This window comes from Companilactobacillus muriivasis (assembly GCF_036246245.1).
Taxonomy (GTDB): Bacteria; Bacillota; Bacilli; order Lactobacillales; family Lactobacillaceae; genus Companilactobacillus; species Companilactobacillus muriivasis.
Genome location: NZ_BTTQ01000005.1, coordinates 1 through 20064, shown reverse-complemented (window position 1 = coordinate 20064; position 20064 = coordinate 1). Strand labels below are relative to the sequence as shown.

General features: G+C 36.8%; 14 protein-coding genes. 8 read left to right on the top strand and 6 right to left on the bottom strand.

What is annotated here, in order from left to right:
* Positions 1–13 precede the first annotated feature (13 nt).
* Positions 14–553: a protein NO VEIN domain-containing protein gene (locus AAA923_RS06755; RefSeq protein WP_338215731.1), complete on the top strand. Its 540-nt coding sequence runs from the start codon at positions 14–16 to the stop codon at positions 551–553.
* A gap of 23 nt (positions 554–576) precedes the next feature.
* On the opposite strand, the gene AAA923_RS06750 is transcribed toward AAA923_RS06755, so the two are convergent.
* A complete protein-coding gene (locus tag AAA923_RS06750; protein WP_338215729.1) occupies positions 577–1194 on the bottom strand; it encodes a LysE/ArgO family amino acid transporter in 618 nt (205 codons plus the stop codon).
* A gap of 124 nt (positions 1195–1318) precedes the next feature.
* Between AAA923_RS06750 and AAA923_RS06745 the strand changes: the two genes are divergently transcribed.
* From AAA923_RS06745 to carB, 4 genes are all read left to right on the top strand, one after another.
* On the top strand, positions 1319–2770 hold the full coding sequence (locus AAA923_RS06745) for an aminotransferase-like domain-containing protein (protein ID WP_338215726.1): 1452 nt from the start codon (positions 1319–1321) through the stop codon (positions 2768–2770).
* Between the two features lie 182 nt (positions 2771–2952).
* Positions 2953–3309 carry a hypothetical protein gene (locus AAA923_RS06740; protein WP_338215724.1) on the top strand — a complete coding sequence of 119 codons (357 nt, stop codon included), beginning with the start codon at positions 2953–2955 and terminating at the stop codon, positions 3307–3309.
* A 621-nt stretch (positions 3310–3930) separates the two neighbouring features.
* The gene (locus tag AAA923_RS06735; RefSeq protein WP_338215722.1) at positions 3931–4989 is read left to right on the top strand and encodes a carbamoyl phosphate synthase small subunit; all 1059 of its coding nucleotides are present in this window, start codon (positions 3931–3933) and stop codon (positions 4987–4989) included.
* A 15-nt stretch (positions 4990–5004) separates the two neighbouring features.
* The gene (gene carB / locus AAA923_RS06730; protein WP_338215719.1) at positions 5005–8181 is read left to right on the top strand and encodes a carbamoyl-phosphate synthase large subunit; all 3177 of its coding nucleotides are present in this window, start codon (positions 5005–5007) and stop codon (positions 8179–8181) included.
* A gap of 43 nt (positions 8182–8224) precedes the next feature.
* Here the strand turns inward: carB and AAA923_RS06725 are convergent, their stop codons facing one another.
* From AAA923_RS06725 to AAA923_RS06715, 3 genes are all read right to left on the bottom strand, one after another.
* Positions 8225–11392: an AAA family ATPase gene (locus AAA923_RS06725; protein ID WP_338215716.1), complete on the bottom strand. Its 3168-nt coding sequence runs from the start codon at positions 11390–11392 to the stop codon at positions 8225–8227.
* Positions 11389–12579, bottom strand: a complete 1191-nt coding sequence (locus tag AAA923_RS06720; RefSeq protein ID WP_338215713.1) for an exonuclease SbcCD subunit D — start codon at positions 12577–12579, stop codon at positions 11389–11391. The genes AAA923_RS06725 and AAA923_RS06720 overlap by 4 nt, the downstream gene beginning before the upstream one ends.
* 131 nt (positions 12580–12710) lie before the next feature.
* Entirely contained in the window at positions 12711–14120 is a 1410-nt protein-coding gene (locus tag AAA923_RS06715; RefSeq protein WP_338215710.1) for a C69 family dipeptidase, read from the bottom strand.
* A gap of 344 nt (positions 14121–14464) precedes the next feature.
* On the opposite strand from AAA923_RS06715, the gene AAA923_RS06710 reads away from it, so the two are divergent.
* Entirely contained in the window at positions 14465–16666 is a 2202-nt protein-coding gene (locus AAA923_RS06710; protein ID WP_338215708.1) for a Tex family protein, read from the top strand.
* A 64-nt stretch (positions 16667–16730) separates the two neighbouring features.
* Here the strand turns inward: AAA923_RS06710 and AAA923_RS06705 are convergent, their stop codons facing one another.
* Positions 16731–17573, bottom strand: a complete 843-nt coding sequence (locus AAA923_RS06705) for a mechanosensitive ion channel family protein (protein WP_338215705.1) — start codon at positions 17571–17573, stop codon at positions 16731–16733.
* A gap of 86 nt (positions 17574–17659) precedes the next feature.
* Positions 17660–17914 (bottom strand): hypothetical protein, encoded by a 255-nt coding sequence (locus AAA923_RS06700; protein ID WP_338215704.1) that lies wholly within the window; start codon positions 17912–17914, stop codon positions 17660–17662.
* A 394-nt stretch (positions 17915–18308) separates the two neighbouring features.
* Here AAA923_RS06700 and AAA923_RS06695 point away from each other — a divergent pair, with 394 nt between their 5' ends.
* Positions 18309–18833 carry a GNAT family N-acetyltransferase gene (locus AAA923_RS06695; protein WP_338215701.1) on the top strand — a complete coding sequence of 175 codons (525 nt, stop codon included), beginning with the start codon at positions 18309–18311 and terminating at the stop codon, positions 18831–18833.
* A gap of 38 nt (positions 18834–18871) precedes the next feature.
* Positions 18872–19456: a peptidylprolyl isomerase gene (locus AAA923_RS06690; protein ID WP_338215698.1), complete on the top strand. Its 585-nt coding sequence runs from the start codon at positions 18872–18874 to the stop codon at positions 19454–19456.
* The last annotated feature ends 608 nt before the right edge of the window (positions 19457–20064 follow it).

The window sequence follows — 20064 nt, the reverse complement described above, 5'->3', positions numbered from 1 at the left end:
GTCAGAGATGAAATTGGAAAATGGATTTGATAATAATAAAATTAGTGAAGAAAATGATTTATCATCAGGAAATATTATTCAAGTTACAGCTCCAAATAAGAACTTAGATGAAAAAGAATTTACTGGTCAGCCCCATAAACAAGATACGGAATTAAAACAGTCAAAAAATAGTAAGCTGGGAAAAATGGGTGAAGATCTTGTTATGAATTATGAAAAGAATCGTCTTTTAAAAGCCGGTTTAAAAGATTTGGCATATAAGGTTAAGCATAGTTCTGAGTCTGAAGGCGATGGTTTAGGGTACGATATAAAATCATATAATTTGGATGGTTCTACGATTTATATCGAAGTTAAGTCAACAACTGGTGGAAAAGAAACGCCCTTCTTTTTAAGTAGTAATGAATTATTAGCATCTAAAAAATATTCTGAAAAATATAGATTGTATCGATTATTTGGGATAGGCTCAGATAATGGAACGAGTTTTTATATAGTTAAGGGGTCCCTGGATGAAAAATTAGATCTAGATCCAGTAAGTTATAGAGGATTACCAAAATAAAAAGAAGCCAATTGGCTTCTTTTTTAATGTATTAATAAAGTAACAAAATTAAATAACAATTTCCCACCATACAAAATAATAATGACACCACAAATTAAATTAATAATCCGTAAAACTTTAGCGTTGAATTTATCTTTAAACTTAGTAACCACGGCATTTAACACGATAAACCAAAGTGCCGAAGCAATCCCAACACCAGCGATGAATACTGGATAACTATAAGCTGGCAAGGTAACTTGGAAAGCCCCAAGCATCATTGAGCCATCGATAATTGCTTGTGGATTGAACCAAATTACGACGAAAGCTGAAGTGATAGTTTTGAAAATTGTCATTTCTGGCGTGGCTTCCGCGCTGATATCCGTCGTTTGTGATCGGAGTAAATTTATCCCCATATAAATTACGATTAAACTACCAATTAACAGAATGACCAACTGTAACCATTCAAATTTTTTCATGACTGCTCCGATGCCAAAGAAGCAAGCGAAGGCTAATGAAACATCGAAAATAATGATAATTAATGTCGTTAAAAACGATTTGCGCCGTGTCTGTGTGAGTGCAGCGTTGATGACGAAAAGATTTGCCAGACCGATTGGAGCATCATACGCAATCCCCATTGTTAATCCCTGTAAAAAGAAGTTCATGATTAGTCCCCTTTACCAACCAAATAATGTGTTATATATTGACTACAATAACGATTATATCGGTGTTATTAAAAGATGTAACCAACCAAAAATAAACTTTCGACCCAACCAAAAGGAGATCATTATGAAACGAGTTCGTCCGATTCAAATTACTTGGAAACCTGATAAAAATAATGACACGCCAGTTTATCGTCAAATCGTGCAATATATTTGTGACAAAGTAGCGAATGGTGAGTGGACAATTGGTTCAAGATTACCTTCACAACGGGCTTTGGCAGAATCATTTGGCGTCAATCGCAGTACTATTTCGACTGCAATTGATGAATTGACTTCCTATGGAATTATTTCTGGCAAATCGGGGGCGGGGACGCAAATTGTCAGTAATACGTGGTCACTGATGTTGCCAACCAAACCAAGTTGGAAAAAATTAATTTCATCTGGATATTTACAAGAAAATAATCGTCGAATGCAACAAATCAATCGACTGGAATTTGCGCCTGATATTATTCGTTTGGGAACAGGAGAACTTGATCCACGACTATTTCCACAAAAAATGTGGACAGAAGTTTTGCAAAAGATGAGTGTCGAAATAACTTCATTAGGATACGCTGAACCGCTGGGAATACTGACTTTACGGGAAGCAATTGTTGAACATATGAAACAATTTGGCATCAATGTTTCAACTAAAAATGTTTTAGTAACGTCCGGTGCTTTGCAAGCGTTGCAATTAATTTCTTCATGTATGTTGGAAGAAGACAGCACCGTATTTACTGAGGCACCAACTTATTTGAAGTCGCTACAAATGTTTCAATCAGCCGGTTTGAATTTAAATGGTATTTCGATGGATCGAGATGGCATGGAATATTGGAAAATTGCCAAGCGGTTGCAACAATCAGAATCATCGATTCTCTATACGATTCCGACTAATCAGAATCCCACGGGAATCACGATGAGTAATGCTCGCCGTCAAGAGTTGATGAATTTTTGTATAAAAAATAGGCTGCCAATCATTGAAGATGGTGCCTATCAAGAGTTATGTTTTGATGATGAATCTGCGTTGCCTTTGAAAGCTATCGATGATAACGGCATGGTCATGTATCTGGGCAGTGCCTCGAAAACTTTGGCACCGGGATTAAGAATCGGTTGGGTGATTGCCTCTGAACCAGTGATTCAACGCCTTGGTGATGCCAAAATGCAGATGGATTATGGTGCTAGCTCACTGTCGCAATTGGTATTTGCAGAATTTTTGCAAAGTGGTAAATATAAGGAATATCTAATTGGTTTGAAGAAGGTTTTGAAGCAACGACGTGACAATGCTTTGAATACTTTGGAAAAATATTTTCATGATATTGCCAGTTGGGATGTACCAATTGGTGGATTTTATATTTGGCTGACATTTAATGATGACGTTGAAGTCGATGATTTATTTGATCGTGCTTTGGACAAGGGAATACTGTTAAATACTGGTGATATTTATGATTTTAAACATAATCGTTCCCTCAGGTTGTCGTTTGCATACCTAACTTGTGAAGAATTTACAGCAGCGATGAGAACCATTCGTAATGGACTCTATTAATAGAAATTAGCAATAATTTGGTGACTATCAAAAATCCTTATTTGTTCTCGCATCATCTTATGAAACAGAACTTACGGACTTTCGATTGGAAGTTTCGAACATTTAAAGGTAAATAGTCCAATTTCCTCAATATGAATGGTATTACGTAGATTTCCAAAACTGATTTTTACAGGATTACTACAATGTCAAAAGGATTTGGCTCTAGACGCCCCCGTATTGTCAGAAGAATTATTGCTGTAAAATGCTATCAAGCTGAGAAGATAGAAGCTTATTTTATTGATGATAAAGCCAAAGAAGTTGAGACTTACAATGCAGTAAATAAATTCTATTCAGATAAAGTAAAATTTAATTATCATTATAAATCAGCTCTTGTGGCTGATAAAAATGAAGCTGATTTGGTTACAACTCGTATAGTTCCCTGGGATGATAATAAAGATATTCGTTTGAATCCTCACAATGGAATTTGTGTAACTAAAATATTCTCTGATGCCTTTGTTCAAGGGTACTTCGAGCTCTCAAATCAAGACCATATGGGTTAGTATCAGGTATATCTTCAGATAATCCAGAAGTTAACAAACACTAAATAAATATAAGAATAAAAAAATATACATGAATAAAGAACATTCTCCTAATAAAAAGTATTAAAAATACCGTCTTGAGCATGTCTTTAAGAAATAATTGCTATTGACGAATCAACACGTCCTTTGTATTATATGTACAACAACTTTTAACTAAGTCCAGTGAGGCTTGGAAAGTAATCAATTAGTAAGGGGAACCTTCTAAATCGAACTTTCTTTGTCTGCTGGCAGAGAAAGTTTTTTTATTGCCATAGTTTTAATTAGCTTAAAAATATTTAATATAAATAATACTTAAATTAAAATAATTTTAATTTAAGTATTGACGATTCACCTCGTTGTTTGTATCATTGGAACAATAACTTTTAATTAGACCCAGTGAGGTCTTGAAGGCGAAAGAAGTACAGAGAGGATTCTCTGAGTTTCGCGTACTGGTGAAAAGTTTTTAAATTTGAATTTTTAATAGGATCCAGAGAGATCCCGAAGGTTCAGTCTATATCAATCGTCTAAGACAAAAACTTTAGGGATGCTGGTAAGTAGGCATCCCTTTTTATGTACAAATTTTTATCAATTCGGAGGACAAATATGAAAAGATACCTAGTTTTTGAAGATGGAACATACTTTGAAGGTACGGCTTTTGGAAGCGACACAGAAACAATCGGCGAACTTGTTTTTACAACAGGGATGAGCGGATATCAAGAAGCAATTACTGATCAATCCTACAATGGACAAATTATTAACTTTTGTGCACCAATGATCGGTAATTATGGTGTCGCCAAGAAATTTAATGAATCACAAAAGCCTACTATAAAGGGCGTACTAGCCCGAGAAATAAGCGATGTCGTTGGCAATTATCAAAGTGAAATGACAATCGATGAATTCTTGAAACAAGAAAATGTCCCCGGTATCCGACGAATTGATACACGTGCAATAACTTTAAAGATTAGAAAAGCTGGCTCATTAAAAGCCGCAATCGTAGACGATTTAAACTCAGGTTTATTAGACCAAATCAGTACTTGGAAATTAGACGATGAACAATTACAAAAAAGTATCAACCCCACACCAGCTACGTTTGAAGGTAGCGGCAAACATGTCGTACTACTAGATTTCGGATATAAAGAAAGTATCGTGTCTGAACTAACTAAAAGATGTTTGCAAGTAACAGTTGTACCAGGCAATACATCATTAGAAGAAATTGAAAACTTAAATCCCGACGGTATTATGTTGAGCAATGGACCTGGAGATCCAACTAGACACATGGATGTTTTACCAACGATTGTTGAATTGGAAAAACGTTATCCACTGTTTGGAATTTGCATGGGTCATCAATTATTATGCCTAGCTAATGGTGCCAAAACTTTTAAGATGAAGTTTGGTCATCGTGGGTTCAATCACCCGGTCAAAGACCTTGCTAGCGGCAGAATTTATTTCACATCACAAAATCACGGTTATGCTGTTGATGAAAAATCAGTTAATGGAACAGACTTGAAAGTTACCCAAGTTGAATTGAATGACCAGACAGTCGAAGGAGTTGAGCATACTAAATACAACGCCTTTTCAGTTCAGTTCCATCCGGATGCTAAGCCAGGTCCACACGATGCTGATTTCTTATTTAACAAATTCTGGGACATGATTAACAAATAGTTGGAGGGGAATAAATTGCCAAAAAGAACAGACCTTAAAAAAATTATGATTATCGGTTCCGGTCCAATTATTATTGGTCAGGCTGCCGAATTTGATTATTCAGGAACACAAGCTTGTCTAGCTTTGAAAGAAGAAGGTTATGAGACGGTTTTAATCAACTCTAACCCAGCAACAATTATGACTGACAAGCACATTGCCGATAAAGTGTATATTGAACCAATCACACTAGAATTCGTTGAGAAAGTTTTGGTAAAGGAACATCCTGATGCCATTATTCCAACTTTAGGTGGTCAAACAGGTTTAAATATGGCTGTGCAGTTGCAAGAAGCCGGTATCCTAGACCAATTGGATATTGAAATTATCGGAACTAAATTAAATACAATTAACGAAGCTGAGGATCGTGAAGAATTTAAGGAATTGATGAACAAATTACATGAACCAGTTCCTGCTTCACAGTCAACTCATACTTACAAATCCGCTAAGAAATTTGTTGACGATATCGGCTTTCCAGTTATCATCCGTCCTGCCTTTACCATGGGTGGAACTGGTGGTGGTGTAGCTCACGATTATGTTGAACTAGAAGAAATTGTTGAACGTGGTCTAAAGGCTTCACCATCGACAGAAGTATTGATTGAACAAAGTATTGCCGGCTATAAAGAAATTGAATTTGAAGTTATGCGTGATAGTGCCGATAATGCTTTGGCTGTTTGTCACATGGAAAATGTTGATCCCGTTGGTATTCACACCGGAGATTCAATTGTTATCTCTCCGATTCAAACGTTAACTGATACTGAAATTCAAAAATTACGTGATGTTTCCTTAAAAATTATTCGAGCTTTGAAAATTGAAGGTGGCTGTAATGTGCAACTTGCCATCGATACTAAAACAAGCAATTACTTTATTATTGAAGTAAATCCTCGTGTTAGTCGTTCTTCAGCTTTGGCATCAAAGGCAACTGGTTATCCGATTGCTAAGATTGCTGCCAAAATTGCGGTCGGTTTGACGCTGGATGAAATTATCAACCCAATTACTGGAAAAACTTTTGCACAATTCGAGCCCGCTTTGGACTATGTTGTCTGCAAGATTCCTCGTTGGCCATTCGATAAGTTTTCTAAGGCTGACCGGACTATCGGTACTCAAATGAAGGCAACTGGTGAAGTAATGGCTTTAGGTAGAAATATCGAAGAAGCCTTGCAAAAAGCTGTTCGTTCACTGGAAATTGATCAAGAAGATTTAATTATGAATTCATTAGCTGACAAATCGATTGAGGATTTGGAAAAATATGTTCAAACTCCAACTGATGACCGCCTGTTCTATATCGCCGAGCTCTTGAGACGTGATGTTTCTTATGAGACTATCAAGGACCTAACAGCAATCAATCCTTTCTTCCTTGCCAAAATTAAAAATATCATCAACTACGAAAAAGTTTTGACTAATGGAACTTTGGATAAAGATATTGTTTTAGAAGCTAAGAAATTAGGCTATTCTGATAAAACTATCGCTCGTTTGAATGATTTGGATGAAGATATCATTCGTCACTTTAGAATTCAGAGTGAAATTTTACCAACTTATAAGACTGTTGATACATGTGCTGGTGAATTTGAAGCGGCAGCCCCTTACTTCTACAGTACTTATGAAACTGAGAATGAATCGGCAAAAATGTCTAACAAATCAGTATTGATTCTTGGTTCTGGTCCAATCAGAATTGGTCAAGGGATTGAATTCGATTATTCAACCGTTCACTGTGTCAGAGCTGTGCAACAAATGGGTTATAAGGCCATCGTTATCAATAACAACCCTGAAACTGTTTCAACTGACTACTCAGTCGCTGATAAATTGTACTTTGAACCTTTGACATTGGAAGATGTTTTGAATGTCTGCGATTTGGAACAACCTGTCGGTGCCATCGTCCAATTCGGTGGTCAAACTTCTGTCAACTTGGCAGAACCTTTGAAAGAAAATGGAATCAAGATTTTAGGTACCCAAGTTGAAGATATCAACCGTGCCGAAGATCGTGACCTCTTTGACCAAATTATTAAGAAGTTAAATATTCCACAACCAGCTGGTGGTACTGCTACATCCCAAGAGGGTGCGCTTGAAGTTGCTCATAAGATTGGTTATCCAGTTTTGATTCGTCCAAGTTATGTTCTTGGTGGTCGTGCTATGGAAATTGTCAGATCTGACGAAGAACTCGACAAATATATGCACGAAGCAGTTCATGTTTCCAATGATCATCCAGTTTTAATTGATACATATTTGACTGGACGTGAATGTGAAATTGATGCCTTGAGTGATGGTAAGAATGTTTTACTACCCGGTATCATTGAACATATCGAAAGATCTGGTGTGCACTCTGGTGATTCAATGGCCGTTTATCCTCCTCAAAACATTCCGGATGAAGTTCAAGCTCAAATTGTTAAATACACTAAGTTGTTGGCTAAGGAATTGAAGTGTGTCGGTATCATGAATGTTCAATTTGTTATTCATGATAACCAAGCTTATGTGATTGAAGTTAACCCTCGTGCCAGTCGGACCGTGCCTTTCTTGAGTAAGGTAACAAGTATTCAAATGGCAAGAATTGCTACGAAGTTAATTCTGGGAGCTGACTTTAATACACTAGGTTTGGAACCAGGCTTGGAACCGGAATCTCGTTTAATTCATGTTAAAGCACCAACATTCTCCTTCAATAAATTAAACAATGTTGATAGTGCTTTAGGACCTGAGATGAAGTCAACTGGTGAGGTTATGGGCTCTGGACTCGACTATACTGAAGCTTTGTACAAAGCCTTTGAAGCTACTAATGAACATATTAAAGATGCTGGTAATGTCTTGATAACTGTCAACGATAACGACAAGCAAGAAGCTAGTTCATTAGCTCATCGTTTCCATGATGTTGGATTCCAAATCTTGGCAACTAAAGGAACTGCTGCATATCTCAATAAAGAGGGTATTAAAGCCAAAGTTGTTCCTGAAGTCGGTCAAGCCAAAGAAGATATTGTTTATTACTTGAGTCACAATAAGATTCAGTTATTGATCAATACCTTGGGCGAGAGTAGAAGTCACCATTCTGACGGTTATATTATTCGTCAAAATGCGGTCTTGAACTCGGTGCCACTTTATACATCACTTGATACTGCTAATGCGATTTTGAAAGTATTAGAGAAACGTTTTATCAGTGTTAATGCATTATAGAGACAAAAATAGCATCCCGTGCGTGGGATGCTATTTTTGTTGCTTACTTGTTTATTAATTCAATTTCACTCTTACCGTCACCAAGCTTTTTGACTAGTAATTGTTGACCAATACTTTGTTTCATTGATTCAATGTGGCTGATAACACCAACCATTCGGTTTTTACCGATATCTTCGAGGGCATTCATTGCTTCGCTGAGCGTTTCATCATCGAGTGAGCCGAAACCTTCATCAACGAATAGGGCATCAATTTGCACACCATTAGCCGAAGATTGAACGACTTCACTTAGTGATAGAGCAATGGAAAGAGCGGCGATAAATGTTTCACCACCAGAGAGGGTATCAGATGATCTAATAGCGTTAGTTTCTCGATCGTATACATTGATATCCAATCCGTGATCACGTTGTTTATCGGCAGCTTTTTCGGAAATAACAAAGTAATAACGGTTGTGGGATAGTCGATTGAGGAATGTTTCATTGGCGTAGGACAGAATTCTCTGAAGATAGTTTTGAACGACGTAAGTTTCTAGTTTCAACTTGCTGTCATTACCATCTTTACCATTAACAACATTGTAGAGGCTTGTGATTGCAGCTAGTTCTTTAGCAAAGCTCCCCTGTTGTTTCATGATTTCTGTCACTTTGTCGAAACTCTTTTGTGCGTTGGCGAAGTCTGATTTGGCAGTTGCAGCCTGAGAAATGGCGGCTTTACGCTGAATTTGGACTTCATCGAGGGCTTCTTTCAATTTATCCGTATCAGGTTTTTCTAATCCTTCGATGGCCCTTTTGAGTTTGTTAATACTATTTGTTAGCATTTCTTTTTCTTTATTGTAACTGACAATAGTATTTTGTAATTCAGTTAGCTGATTTTGGTTTAACTCGTGAATCCACTTATCCAAAGTATCGTAATCATTGGTTTTAGCTGATTCAGAAGTTAAAGCCTGATCTAATTCTGTAGATAAGCTCTTGAGTGTGGCGTTTTGTTTTGTTAAACGATCTTTGATGTCGTTTAAGTGAGTTTGGTTATTACTGAAGTCCTTTTCAGCATCGTTCAATGATTCTTGGGCATGTTTCAAATTAGTTTGGAACTCGGTGTAATCATGTTTTAGCTGAGCTTGTTGTTGAAGTAGCTCGGAGCTGGATATATCAGGGTTATCCAGTGCCTGTACCTTAGATTCCAAATCTTTAGTGTGAGTTTGCTGTTGTGCTAATAGACGTTCTACTCTAGCATTAGCCGCTGACAAATCACTTTGGATATCTTGTTGCTGTTGTTCCAAAGTTTGAATTTCTTGTTTTAACTTTTGAGCAGCTTTTAGTTCTTTGTTTATTTCATCAAGTTTAATTTGGAATTGGTCACGAATCTTTTCCATATCAAACTCAGCTGGTAAGTCGATACTTACTGTTTCAAGTAATTCATTATACTTAGATGAAAGATTTCTTAGTGCCTCGACTGATTCAAGTTGTTTTTGACTGAACTCGGCAGATAGGTCATCTAGCGTTTGATTGATTTCTTTAACGGCGTTGTCAGCTGCGGCATAGGCTTTTTGGGAGTTATCAACTTCATCCATAGACTTTCGTAGTCCAGCCTCATCAGCAGTAACTGCATGTTCAGCATAAGGGTGGTCGGTTGATCCACAGACAGCACAAGGTTGACCATCTTCAAGTTCTTGACGTAATTGGGCAATCATTAATGTCTGTCTAGTCTTAATCTTTTCTTGATAGACTTCCTTAGCTTTAACAAGTGTCGATTTTTTAGTCTCAGCTTCAGAAGTTAATTTCTTGAGTCGTTCTTGAAGCCGTTGAGCTTCAGCAATAGTTGTGTCACGTTTGTTAGCTAAAGGAGTTAGTGTGTCGCTGATATTGTTTTTCTCGTTATTTAATTTATCCTTTTGGTCATTTAAGGACTCTGAATCAGTAGCATTTTTTTTCTTGGTTTCAATTTCCTGCTTAATTTTTTCAACAGCCTCAGTTTGCGAGGTTAGGTTAAGTTGGGCTTGTTCCAATTGAGGTTTCAGTTGAGCTAGTGCCTGTTTGATATTCTCAATATCTTGAACCTTGGCGATAGCGACACTTAGTTTTTGAGCCTGTTCGTTTTTGCTATCAAATTCTTTGGTTTGAGAATTGAGCTTAGTAAATGATTCTTTAGATTGATCCAGTTCATTTTGAGAGGCTGTTAATTTTTGAGTGAAACTTTGCTCATCTTTAGCAGTCTCTTTTTGTTCAATCGTAATTTTATCAAGGTCACGAACAGTCTCACGGAGTGGTTGAGCCCAGGTTAATTCGTCAATGTGAGTCTGCTTTAGCTTGATATCTTTAGCTTGATCGGTAATTTTAGTTTTATATTCCTGTTCAGATTCAGCTAAACTTTCAAAGTTGTTTTTGATGGTTTCGGCTGCACGGTATTTATTGTCGGCAGTTTCATATTCGGCATCAATTTTCTTTTCGGCTGCTTGAGCAGTAACCAATGTGGCTTGACGTTGGTCTAAGTATTCTTTCAAGACAACGGTCAATTGGTCATTGGTAGTTTTAGATAATTCCGTCTGTTCTTCATCAGACCAAACAGGAGATTCAGTTTGCGACTTTAACTCGTTGTTAAAATCAGTTGATTTAGTGTTAGCTGCATCAAAATGATCCTTCAGTTTAGATGTGAAGTCAGTGAATAATTGGGTACCAAAGATTTTCTTGAGGATTTTTTCTTTGTCATTGGTGTTAGATTTTAAAAATTCTGAGAAATCATTTTGAGGGAGTAGAATAATCTTCTTAAATTGATCAGCGTTTAAGTTGAGAATTTCAGTAATAGAAATGCCGACATCAGCTGGTTTAGATGCGATACTTTCAACTTCAATACCACCAACATCTTCAACAACTGATAAGTTAGCTGTAGGATTTCTAGTAGTGTTACCAGTACCACGCTCTTTGGCTAGTACTTGGAGTGGCGTACGTTCGATTTTATAAATCTTGCCACTTTGTTCAAAGTAAAAAATGACTTTTGTAATATCTTTAGGACCAGCGAATTGACTGCGCATCTCTCGGGCATCACGGTCACTAGTAGTGGTGTTGAAGAGAGCATAGGTCATAGCATCAAAAATAGTTGATTTTCCAGCACCGGTATCACCACCAATTAAGAATATTGGCGATTCATCAAGCTTACGAAAGTCGATAACAGAGTGTGCATGGGGTCCAAAATTATTGATTTCTAAGTAAATTGGTTTCATTTGTGCTCTCTTTCCACTTCATTGAAGATAGTTTCAACGATGTTCTTTTGTTTAGTTGATAAGTCCTTACCGGTGATTGTTTGGAAAAATTTATCTACAGTTTCTTCAGGGCTAATTTCATTGATGTTAACTGCAACATGTTGCAAGTCATTTTTGTCTTGATTGACTTGATAATCCAATTCGACAATTGTTCCATAGCGCTTTTGCAATTCAGCACGGATATTAGTCTGAATGTGTTCACTACGGTCAAAATCTTTAATAGTTATCGCAAACCAGTCCTTATTAACTGGTTGTTGTTTGTAAAAGTCAGCATCGCAGAGCGTTTCCCAGTTTTCTTCGAGGACAATCAAATCCGTTTTGGGTGTTAAAGGTTTGAATTCGCGGGTAATTCCCGAATCATCAATGGTAACGATATCGACACCTTTAGCTTTATTTTTGAGACGTGCTTCCTTGATATTGAACTTAACTGGACTACCAGAATAACGGATAGTCTCACTTGGAGAGGCGAAACGTGTATGAATATGGCCAAGCATTACATAGTCGAAAGCTTGAAATTGATCAGCCGTTAATGTGGCTAAACCACCGACTTTAGACGTAGTTTCACTAGTAAGGTCAATTTCTTCATCCTTATGAGGGGTGACAGCAAAGTGAGTTATTAAGATATGTTTCTTATTTTTGTCGAATAATTTCACCATATCGCTGATGACTAGATTCATAGCATCACTGATTGTTGTAATATTTTTAACTTCTTCTTCGGGAAGTCCTTGTTCTTTGTAGTAAACACGGGCATCGATTGGATCAAAAAATGGCAATAGAAAAATTTGAGCTTCGTCAGTCTCAACTGGTGTAAAGGCTTCTTTTAGAAGGGTATTCAGATAAAAATTAGTATGCTCCATCCATTCACGACCATAGTTAAGTCGTTTGGCACTATCGTGATTACCAGAAATAGCATAAATAGGGATGTCGTTTTCCAAATTTATTTCACGAAGCATTTTATCTAAGGCAGTTACGGCCTCAGGATTAGGGATGGCACGGTCATAAATATCACCCGCAATGACAACACCATCGACGTGTTCATCTTTAGCAATTTGTAATATCTGCTTAAAGGCATGTTTTTGTTCGTCCAAAAGAGACAGTGCATTTAATGTTCGACCAATATGCCAGTCAGCTGTATGTAAAAGTTTCATCGGCAATTCCTCCATTGAGTTCATTGTATCAAAGTTATCTTTCTACAAGGAAAAGTATATCATCTTCTAAGAACGTATGTTCGCTGAAATATCAAAAAAAGACGATAAATTAATTATCGTCTTCAAAAGTATTAATCGTTTAAATTGTAACGAAGCTTCATGTTCTCAGAACCCATTGTTACCATGTTTCCGAGCAATTTAGTTTGTAATTCAAAAGCAGTTGTAGCCAATTTTTCGTTAGCTGATTCCAGATACTTTTCAACATTTTTGGCATCTTTAATATCGGTATCAGTATCGTTTTGGATTTTACGATAAGCACTCATAGCATCGAGTTCGTAATCGTTTCGCATGTCAACGTAGAAGTCATAATCAGTATCACCAAGTAAAGCTGTTGTACAACTCAACCAGTACATGTTATTAAGGTCGAATTTGCCAGTAGCATTTTTGTATGGTGCAGGTGTGTCGTTAACGTTAGCGTAAAAAGGAACAACTGTGTTAAATGTGTTGGCACCGTAAGCTAACCAGTGGATACCAGCAATTTCAGCAGGAACATTATTTCTAATTTGGAGAATGTGAACGTTGTGGTTTCTGTTGATTCCGATTGGACGGAAGAGTTTCTTTTCGGCATCAGTACCATGTCCGTAAACATCATACTTAGTATTTTCGAAATGAGAACTCAAGACGAATTTTACATCTTCAATAGAAATTTTACGGTTGGCGTGGCAGATAAATGGTAAATCTTGGTCCATTGGATCATCTGGTGTATCGTCAGGACTGAAGAATCTTTGACCATACCAAGTACGTGGGTTGTTGTAGACAGTATCTTTGATAGATGAGCTACCAAAAATATGTCTCAAATTATATTTGTCAAAATCAGGATTCAAATTATTATTATCAATCATTTCCTTCAAATCGTCTGAACAAATTGTGTCATCAGAATCGAAGTCGAAATCGTCGATATTCATACGGTTAGGAGCGACAACATAGGCATCGTCAGGAATGCGAACGGCAGCAAAGTGGTGTCCACCGATAGTTTCAAGCCACCAAACTTCTTCTTTGTCAGCAAATGAGATACCGTTTGGTTCGTAAGTACCATATTTTTCTAACAATGAACCAAGACGTTTAACACCTTCACGGGCACTGTTGGCGTATGGAAGAACTACGGTAACAAGGTCTTCCTCACCAAGTCCACCTTCAACGAATGGATCTAGTCCTAAGACACGTGAATTAGTAGTAATTGTTTCAGTTGCTGACATAGCAACGTTTTTACTATTAATACCGGCGGCTGGCCAGATGCCATTTGTCAAAATTGAGTTAGGCATTGATGTGTAACGGAGTGGGTTGTCAGGAAGATCAACGTTAACTTTACTAATAACTGAAGTGTAAGTTTTTGGTTGGTCCTCAGGGTTTACAACTACAAAACGTTGAGGATCTAGTGCTTCGTGACCATCATCGTTTCGAGAAATAATTGTTGAGCCATCGATTGAAGCCTTTTTACCGACTAAAATTGATGTACATGAACCTTTAATGCGTTTTTCCATTATATAATTAGCTCCCTTTTATGGTTTCTATTGTTTAATTATAACTTTTCTAATATGGTTAGACAAATTGGTGATTGATGTACTGTCCGTTTCCATAGCTGATAAATACTCTCAGCTCTTCCAACTAATCTATCTTTGGGATTAGAATATTTTTGAATTATGCTTTCTTACTGGTTTGTTTGAAACTCAGTGATAAATTGTGATGTATAGCAAATATGACGATTTTCTTGTTCTTTTAGAACTGGAGGATCGTCTTTTTGATAGTATACTTATAAAAGCAAAGTGATAATTGTTAATTTCTGTTCAATTATAAATAAGCAGCTTGATTAAAACTGGAGGTACACATGGCAGCAAGTAAATCAGAAGATAATTTGGTTGATTTAACTCAATCAGTTCATAAACAAATGAATAAATATAAAGTTCAACAAATTAAAGCAGTTCTAGAATTGTTGGATGAAGGTAATACTGTGCCGTTTATTGCTCGTTATCGTAAGGAGCGGACTGGGACTTTGGATGAAGTTGCCATTCGTGATATTGAAGACGAAGCACATCGATTAATGAAGTTAAATCAACGCCGTGAAGATGTCATTAATTTGATTCAAGAACAGGGCAAGTTAACGCCTACATTAAAAAAGCAGCTTGAAGAAGCAACGGTATTACAACAAGTGGAAGACTTATATCTTCCATATAAACAAAAGAAGCAGACCAAAGCTAGTATTGCTCGAGAAGCTGGGCTAGAACCATTAGCAAATTGGCTATTAAGTTTTCCATCAGGCGGTTTAAATAACAAAGCGAGTTCCTTTATTAATGCTAGTAAGGATTTACCTGATTTAGAGGCAGTCTGGGACGGAGTTAACGAGATTTTAGCCGAAAAATTCAGTGAAAAAGCTAGTTTTCGTGAATGGATACGTGGATATACTTGGCAAAATGGTGAACTGACTAGCAAGATTAAACGTGGTGCTAAGGAAAAGGATGAAGGACAAACCTACGAAACATATTACGACTTCCAACAATCGTTGAAACAAATCCCACCATACCGAACTTTAGCTATTAATCGTGGAGAACGTGAAAAAATATTGACCGTTGGTATTTCTATCGATACTGATAAAATCTTGAACTTTGGGAATTCTCGAATAATTGGTCGTCATCAGGGACCAGCTGTCGAAAAAGTCCAGGATTCCTTTGCGGATGCATACAAACGATTTTTGGGACCAGCTATTGCCAGGGAACTTCGTCGCAAGCTATCTGACCAAGCAAATGAACATGCCATTAAAGTCTTTGGAAATAATTTATATCATCTTTTGATGGCATCACCACTGAAAGGCAAAGTTGTTATGGGCTTTGATCCGGCTTATAGAACTGGCTGTAAGTTGGCAATCGTTGATGCTAATGGACGATTTTTGACCAAACAAGTGATTTATCCTCACAAGCCAGCGAATAAAGAAAAACGGGATGCGGCTAAAACTGAATTTAAGAAGTTGCTGGAAGATTATCAAGTTGAAATGATTGCCATTGGGAACGGAACTGCCAGCCGTGAATCAGAAGAATTTGTTAGTGAGATTCTAAAGACTTTAAAACGTCCGGTTTACTACGTAATTGTTAATGAAGCAGGTGCTTCAGTTTATTCAGCAAGTGCAAATGCCCGTGCAGAGTTTGGAAATCTGCATGTTGAAGAACGTTCGGCAATTAGTATCGGTCGTCGATTACAAGATCCATTGGCGGAATTGATAAAGGTTGATCCTAAAGCAATCGGTGTAGGGCAATATCAACATGATGTTCCGGAAAAGGATTTGGATGAACAATTGGACCGAGTTGTAGAAACGGCCGTGAATCAAGTTGGAGTTAACGTTAATACAGCAAGTCCAGAATTATTGACTCATATTTCTGGATTGACTTCGACTACCGCAAAAAATATCGTCAAGTTTCGTAATGAAAATGGAGCCTTTAATAAACGTGAATCTTTGAAAAAAGTTCCCCGTTTGGGACCTAAAGCTTATCAGCAATCAGTTGGATTTCTAAGAATTATTTCTGGGGATGATCCGCTGGACAATACCGATATTCATCCGGAAAGTTATGCTGCTACACGAAATTTGTTAAAAGAAATTGGGATGTCTACCGAATCGGTGGGTACGCCTGAACTTCAACAAGAATTAGTGAAGTTAAATAAGCACGAATGGGCTCAAAAACTGGATATTGGTGAGGAAACTCTAACTGATATTATCGATGGATTGAGTAAGCCAGGTAGAGACTTGCGTGACAATATGCCAGCACCATTGCTTCGACAAGATGTTTTAACTATGGCTGATCTTAAACCAGGAATGGAACTTCAAGGTACAGTTAGAAATGTGATTGATTTTGGTGTATTCGTTGATATTGGTGTTAAACAAGACGGATTAGTCCATATTTCACAGTTAGCTGACAGATTTGTTAGTGATCCTAGTACGGTGGTAACAATAGGTGATATTGTGACTGTTTGGGTACTAAGTGTTGATGAAACTCGTAATCGTATTCAATTGACGATGCGTAAAAATAAGGTTACTGCATAAATTTATTCATAAGAAAGGCCCTGAACTTGGAAATAAATCCAAGCTCAGGGCCTTTTGTCATACTTTATTTAGGTAAATCGATTTTGGCATCTTTAATGGCTGACAAATATGTTTTTAACAAGACATTCTTAGCTTCAAATTGAGCACCTGGCTTAGTGTAGGCGGCAACTTGAATGGTCAATGTACCATCATTTTGATTGGCAAAACCAATAATTGCGGGACGTTTGGTGATTTTCAACTCATTTAAGTCCAAATTCTGATTAATATCTTCAATAATCTTCGTAATTTCGTTAAAAGGAGAGTCATTGAAGATTGGAATTTCCATTAGAGCCTGCATATTGTTCCGTGATTTATTGCTGACAACAGTGATATTACGGTTGGGGATGTAGTTAAGAGTTCCGTCGATACTTTGAATTTGGGTAGTTCGAATACCAACATATGTAACGCGGCCTTCAATACTGTTGATTTTAATCGTGTCGCCAACGCTGATTTGTTGTTCCAATAAGATGAAAAATCCATTGACCATATCAGAAACGAACCCTTGCGCACCAAGTCCAATTGCCAAACTGAAGATCCCAGCACCAGCAATCAATGTTCCGACAGGGATGCCAATGGCTGAGAGAATGGCGTAAATCCAGAAGAATATCAGGATATACTTGAAAATATTAAGTACTAACGTGTAAATTGTGTCGAGTTTCTTAGGCGAAATGGATGCTTTAGTGCCACGTAATCCAGTTTTAAAGATATGACGAATAATTTTTTTGCCAATCCAATTTATTAATAATAGGACAATTGTTAATAAAATTAATTGAAATAAAACGCCGGTAATATGTTGCAAGACTGATTCCCAATCGACTTTGAGAAACATATTTTTAATTAGAGAATTGAAGTTAAGGGATGATTTCAAGATGATTGTTCCTTTCAAAAGAAGCTGTAAATATAGTATAGCAAAAAGAAAAAGCCAGAGAATGGATGATTCCCTGACTTTTCCAACTATTTCATATAACTTCCCGGTACGAAATCTTCAACGGCCACATATAGACGGTCGGATAAATCTTTATAAAGTTCGTGTTCACCTGTTAATAAGGTGAAATTCAAATTGTCGCATGATTCAATCAATTTGATGGCAGCAGCAATTTTTAAATCATCATGTGAGTAATCAATGTCACTGTTACCAATGATGGTAATGTCTAAAGTAGGTCTATCTTGACCCAAAGTATATTCTTGAATGTTTTCTTTTATTAACATGTTTTCTCCCTCAAAATCCTCTGGAGCAATAAAATACAACATTTTTCAAGAGATAACAATACTATTGTACGGATTGTAAACTCAGATAAGTCGGATATATTGACGGTAAATGATGATGAAGTGAATACAGATGGAAAAGGCCTGTGTATCAAGAAATATCGTTATTGTTGTATTAGCTTTAGGCATTGGATGTTTTGTATTGTTCAAAATGATCGGTGCAACTGAATTTTACACTAACCATTTTTCTTAGTACCATTTGGCTATTTATTTATCTTAATAGGATTCGTCAGTGATCTAATTCACTGGTATCAGTGCAAATTTGCCAAATAAATTATCCAAATTATTTTAAAATAGGTGTATCTTAGAGAAAAAGCAAAGTAAAGAAGGTTAATTAATGGCACTAATTTATATGAGAAAAGCCGAGACTTCCGATATTGATGCAATTATGGAAGTGATTGACGAAGCTAAAGCACTTTTAAAAGCTGACGGCAGTACACAATGGCAAGACGGTCATCCAGATAGAGAAATGTTACTCGGTGATATTGCCAATGGATTTGCCAGAGTTTTAATCGTGGATGGGGATGTTGCCGGAACTGCTACTTTGGTGACAACTGACGACCCTAACTACAGCAAAATTGAGGGAGCTTGGCAAGATACAACCAATCAGTATGCTACGATTCATCGAATTGCTATTTCTGCTAAATATCGTGGTATGAAGTTGAGCAAATTCTTCTTCTCTAATTTAATCAGTGATACATATGCCCAAGGTATTCGACACATGCGAATCGATACACATAAACTCAATAAACGCATGCAACATTTAGCTGGAGAATTTGGTTTTGAATATACCGGAATTATTTATGTTCCAGATGCAGTCGATGGTAAACGTTTGGCTTATGAATTAAGTATGGTAAAGTAGTTTAACGTTAATTGTACATATAGAAGGGAAACTAAAAAATGACATACCCACAATTAGATTTAGAAAACGCTACTGGTAGTGTAGCAACAATCAATACTAATCATGGAACGATTAAGATTCAATTGTTTGATGAACTAGTACCTAAGACAGTTAAGAACTTTGTTGAATTGGCTAAGAAAGGTTATTACAACGGAATCATCTTCCATCGTGTAATCCCTGACTTCATGATTCAAGGTGGAGATCCAACTGGTACTGGTATGGCTGGCGAAAGTATTTATGGCGATAGCTTTGAAGATGAGTTCACTGATCAATTGTTCAATTTGGACGGTGCATTATCAATGGCTAATGCTGGCCCTAACACTAATGGTAGTCAATTTTTCATTGTATCTAACCAAAATATGCCTAAACGTATGATTAAGGAAATGGCCGGAGCCGGTTATCCTCAAGAAATCGTTGCAGCTTATAAGAATGGTGGAACTCCATGGTTGGATCACAGACACACTGTCTTTGGCCAAGTAATTGATGGAATGGACGTTGTCCGTGAAATAGCCCGTGCTAAACGTGATGGTAATGATAAGCCTAAAGAAGATATTGTTATGGAAAGTGTTGAAATCACAGATTAAGTATATAGAGACTAGACAAGAGGGATGTTAACCTTAATCTAGTCTTTTTTGTTGCCTAAATTCTGATCAAACTTGTACAATTCGGACTTCCATTGTTGAAAAAACGTGATATAGTATTAGTCAATAAAGTTGAACCAGATATTTATAAGTGATTTGTTTTTAGCTACTTAATAGGAAGAAACTTGTTTATGATTCAATTGTGTAAAATAAATTGAAAAAAATCATAAAAAGTACTTGCATCGGTTTATCTTTAACGGTAATATATATCTTGTTGTTGCGACAGATGACAACGGCGTCAACGGATTCAAGCTTAATTGCTTTTCCAAACGTCATTAATTATTTTAAAAAAGTTCTTGACTTGGTCTTGTAACTTCGATATGATAATTAAGTTGTCTGTTAGATGACTCCTAACAATTTATCATTTGTTTGATAGATTGTTAGAAAAATTATTTTAAAAAGTTCTTGACATTCATTTGTTGGCTTGATAAAATAATTAAGTCGCTGATGAGCGTAAGCGCTTAATCAGCTGGTAGACCTTTGAAAACTGAACAAAGTTTTAACACTAAAATTGTGTAGGCCAACATTTATTTGTTGGATTTACAACGAAG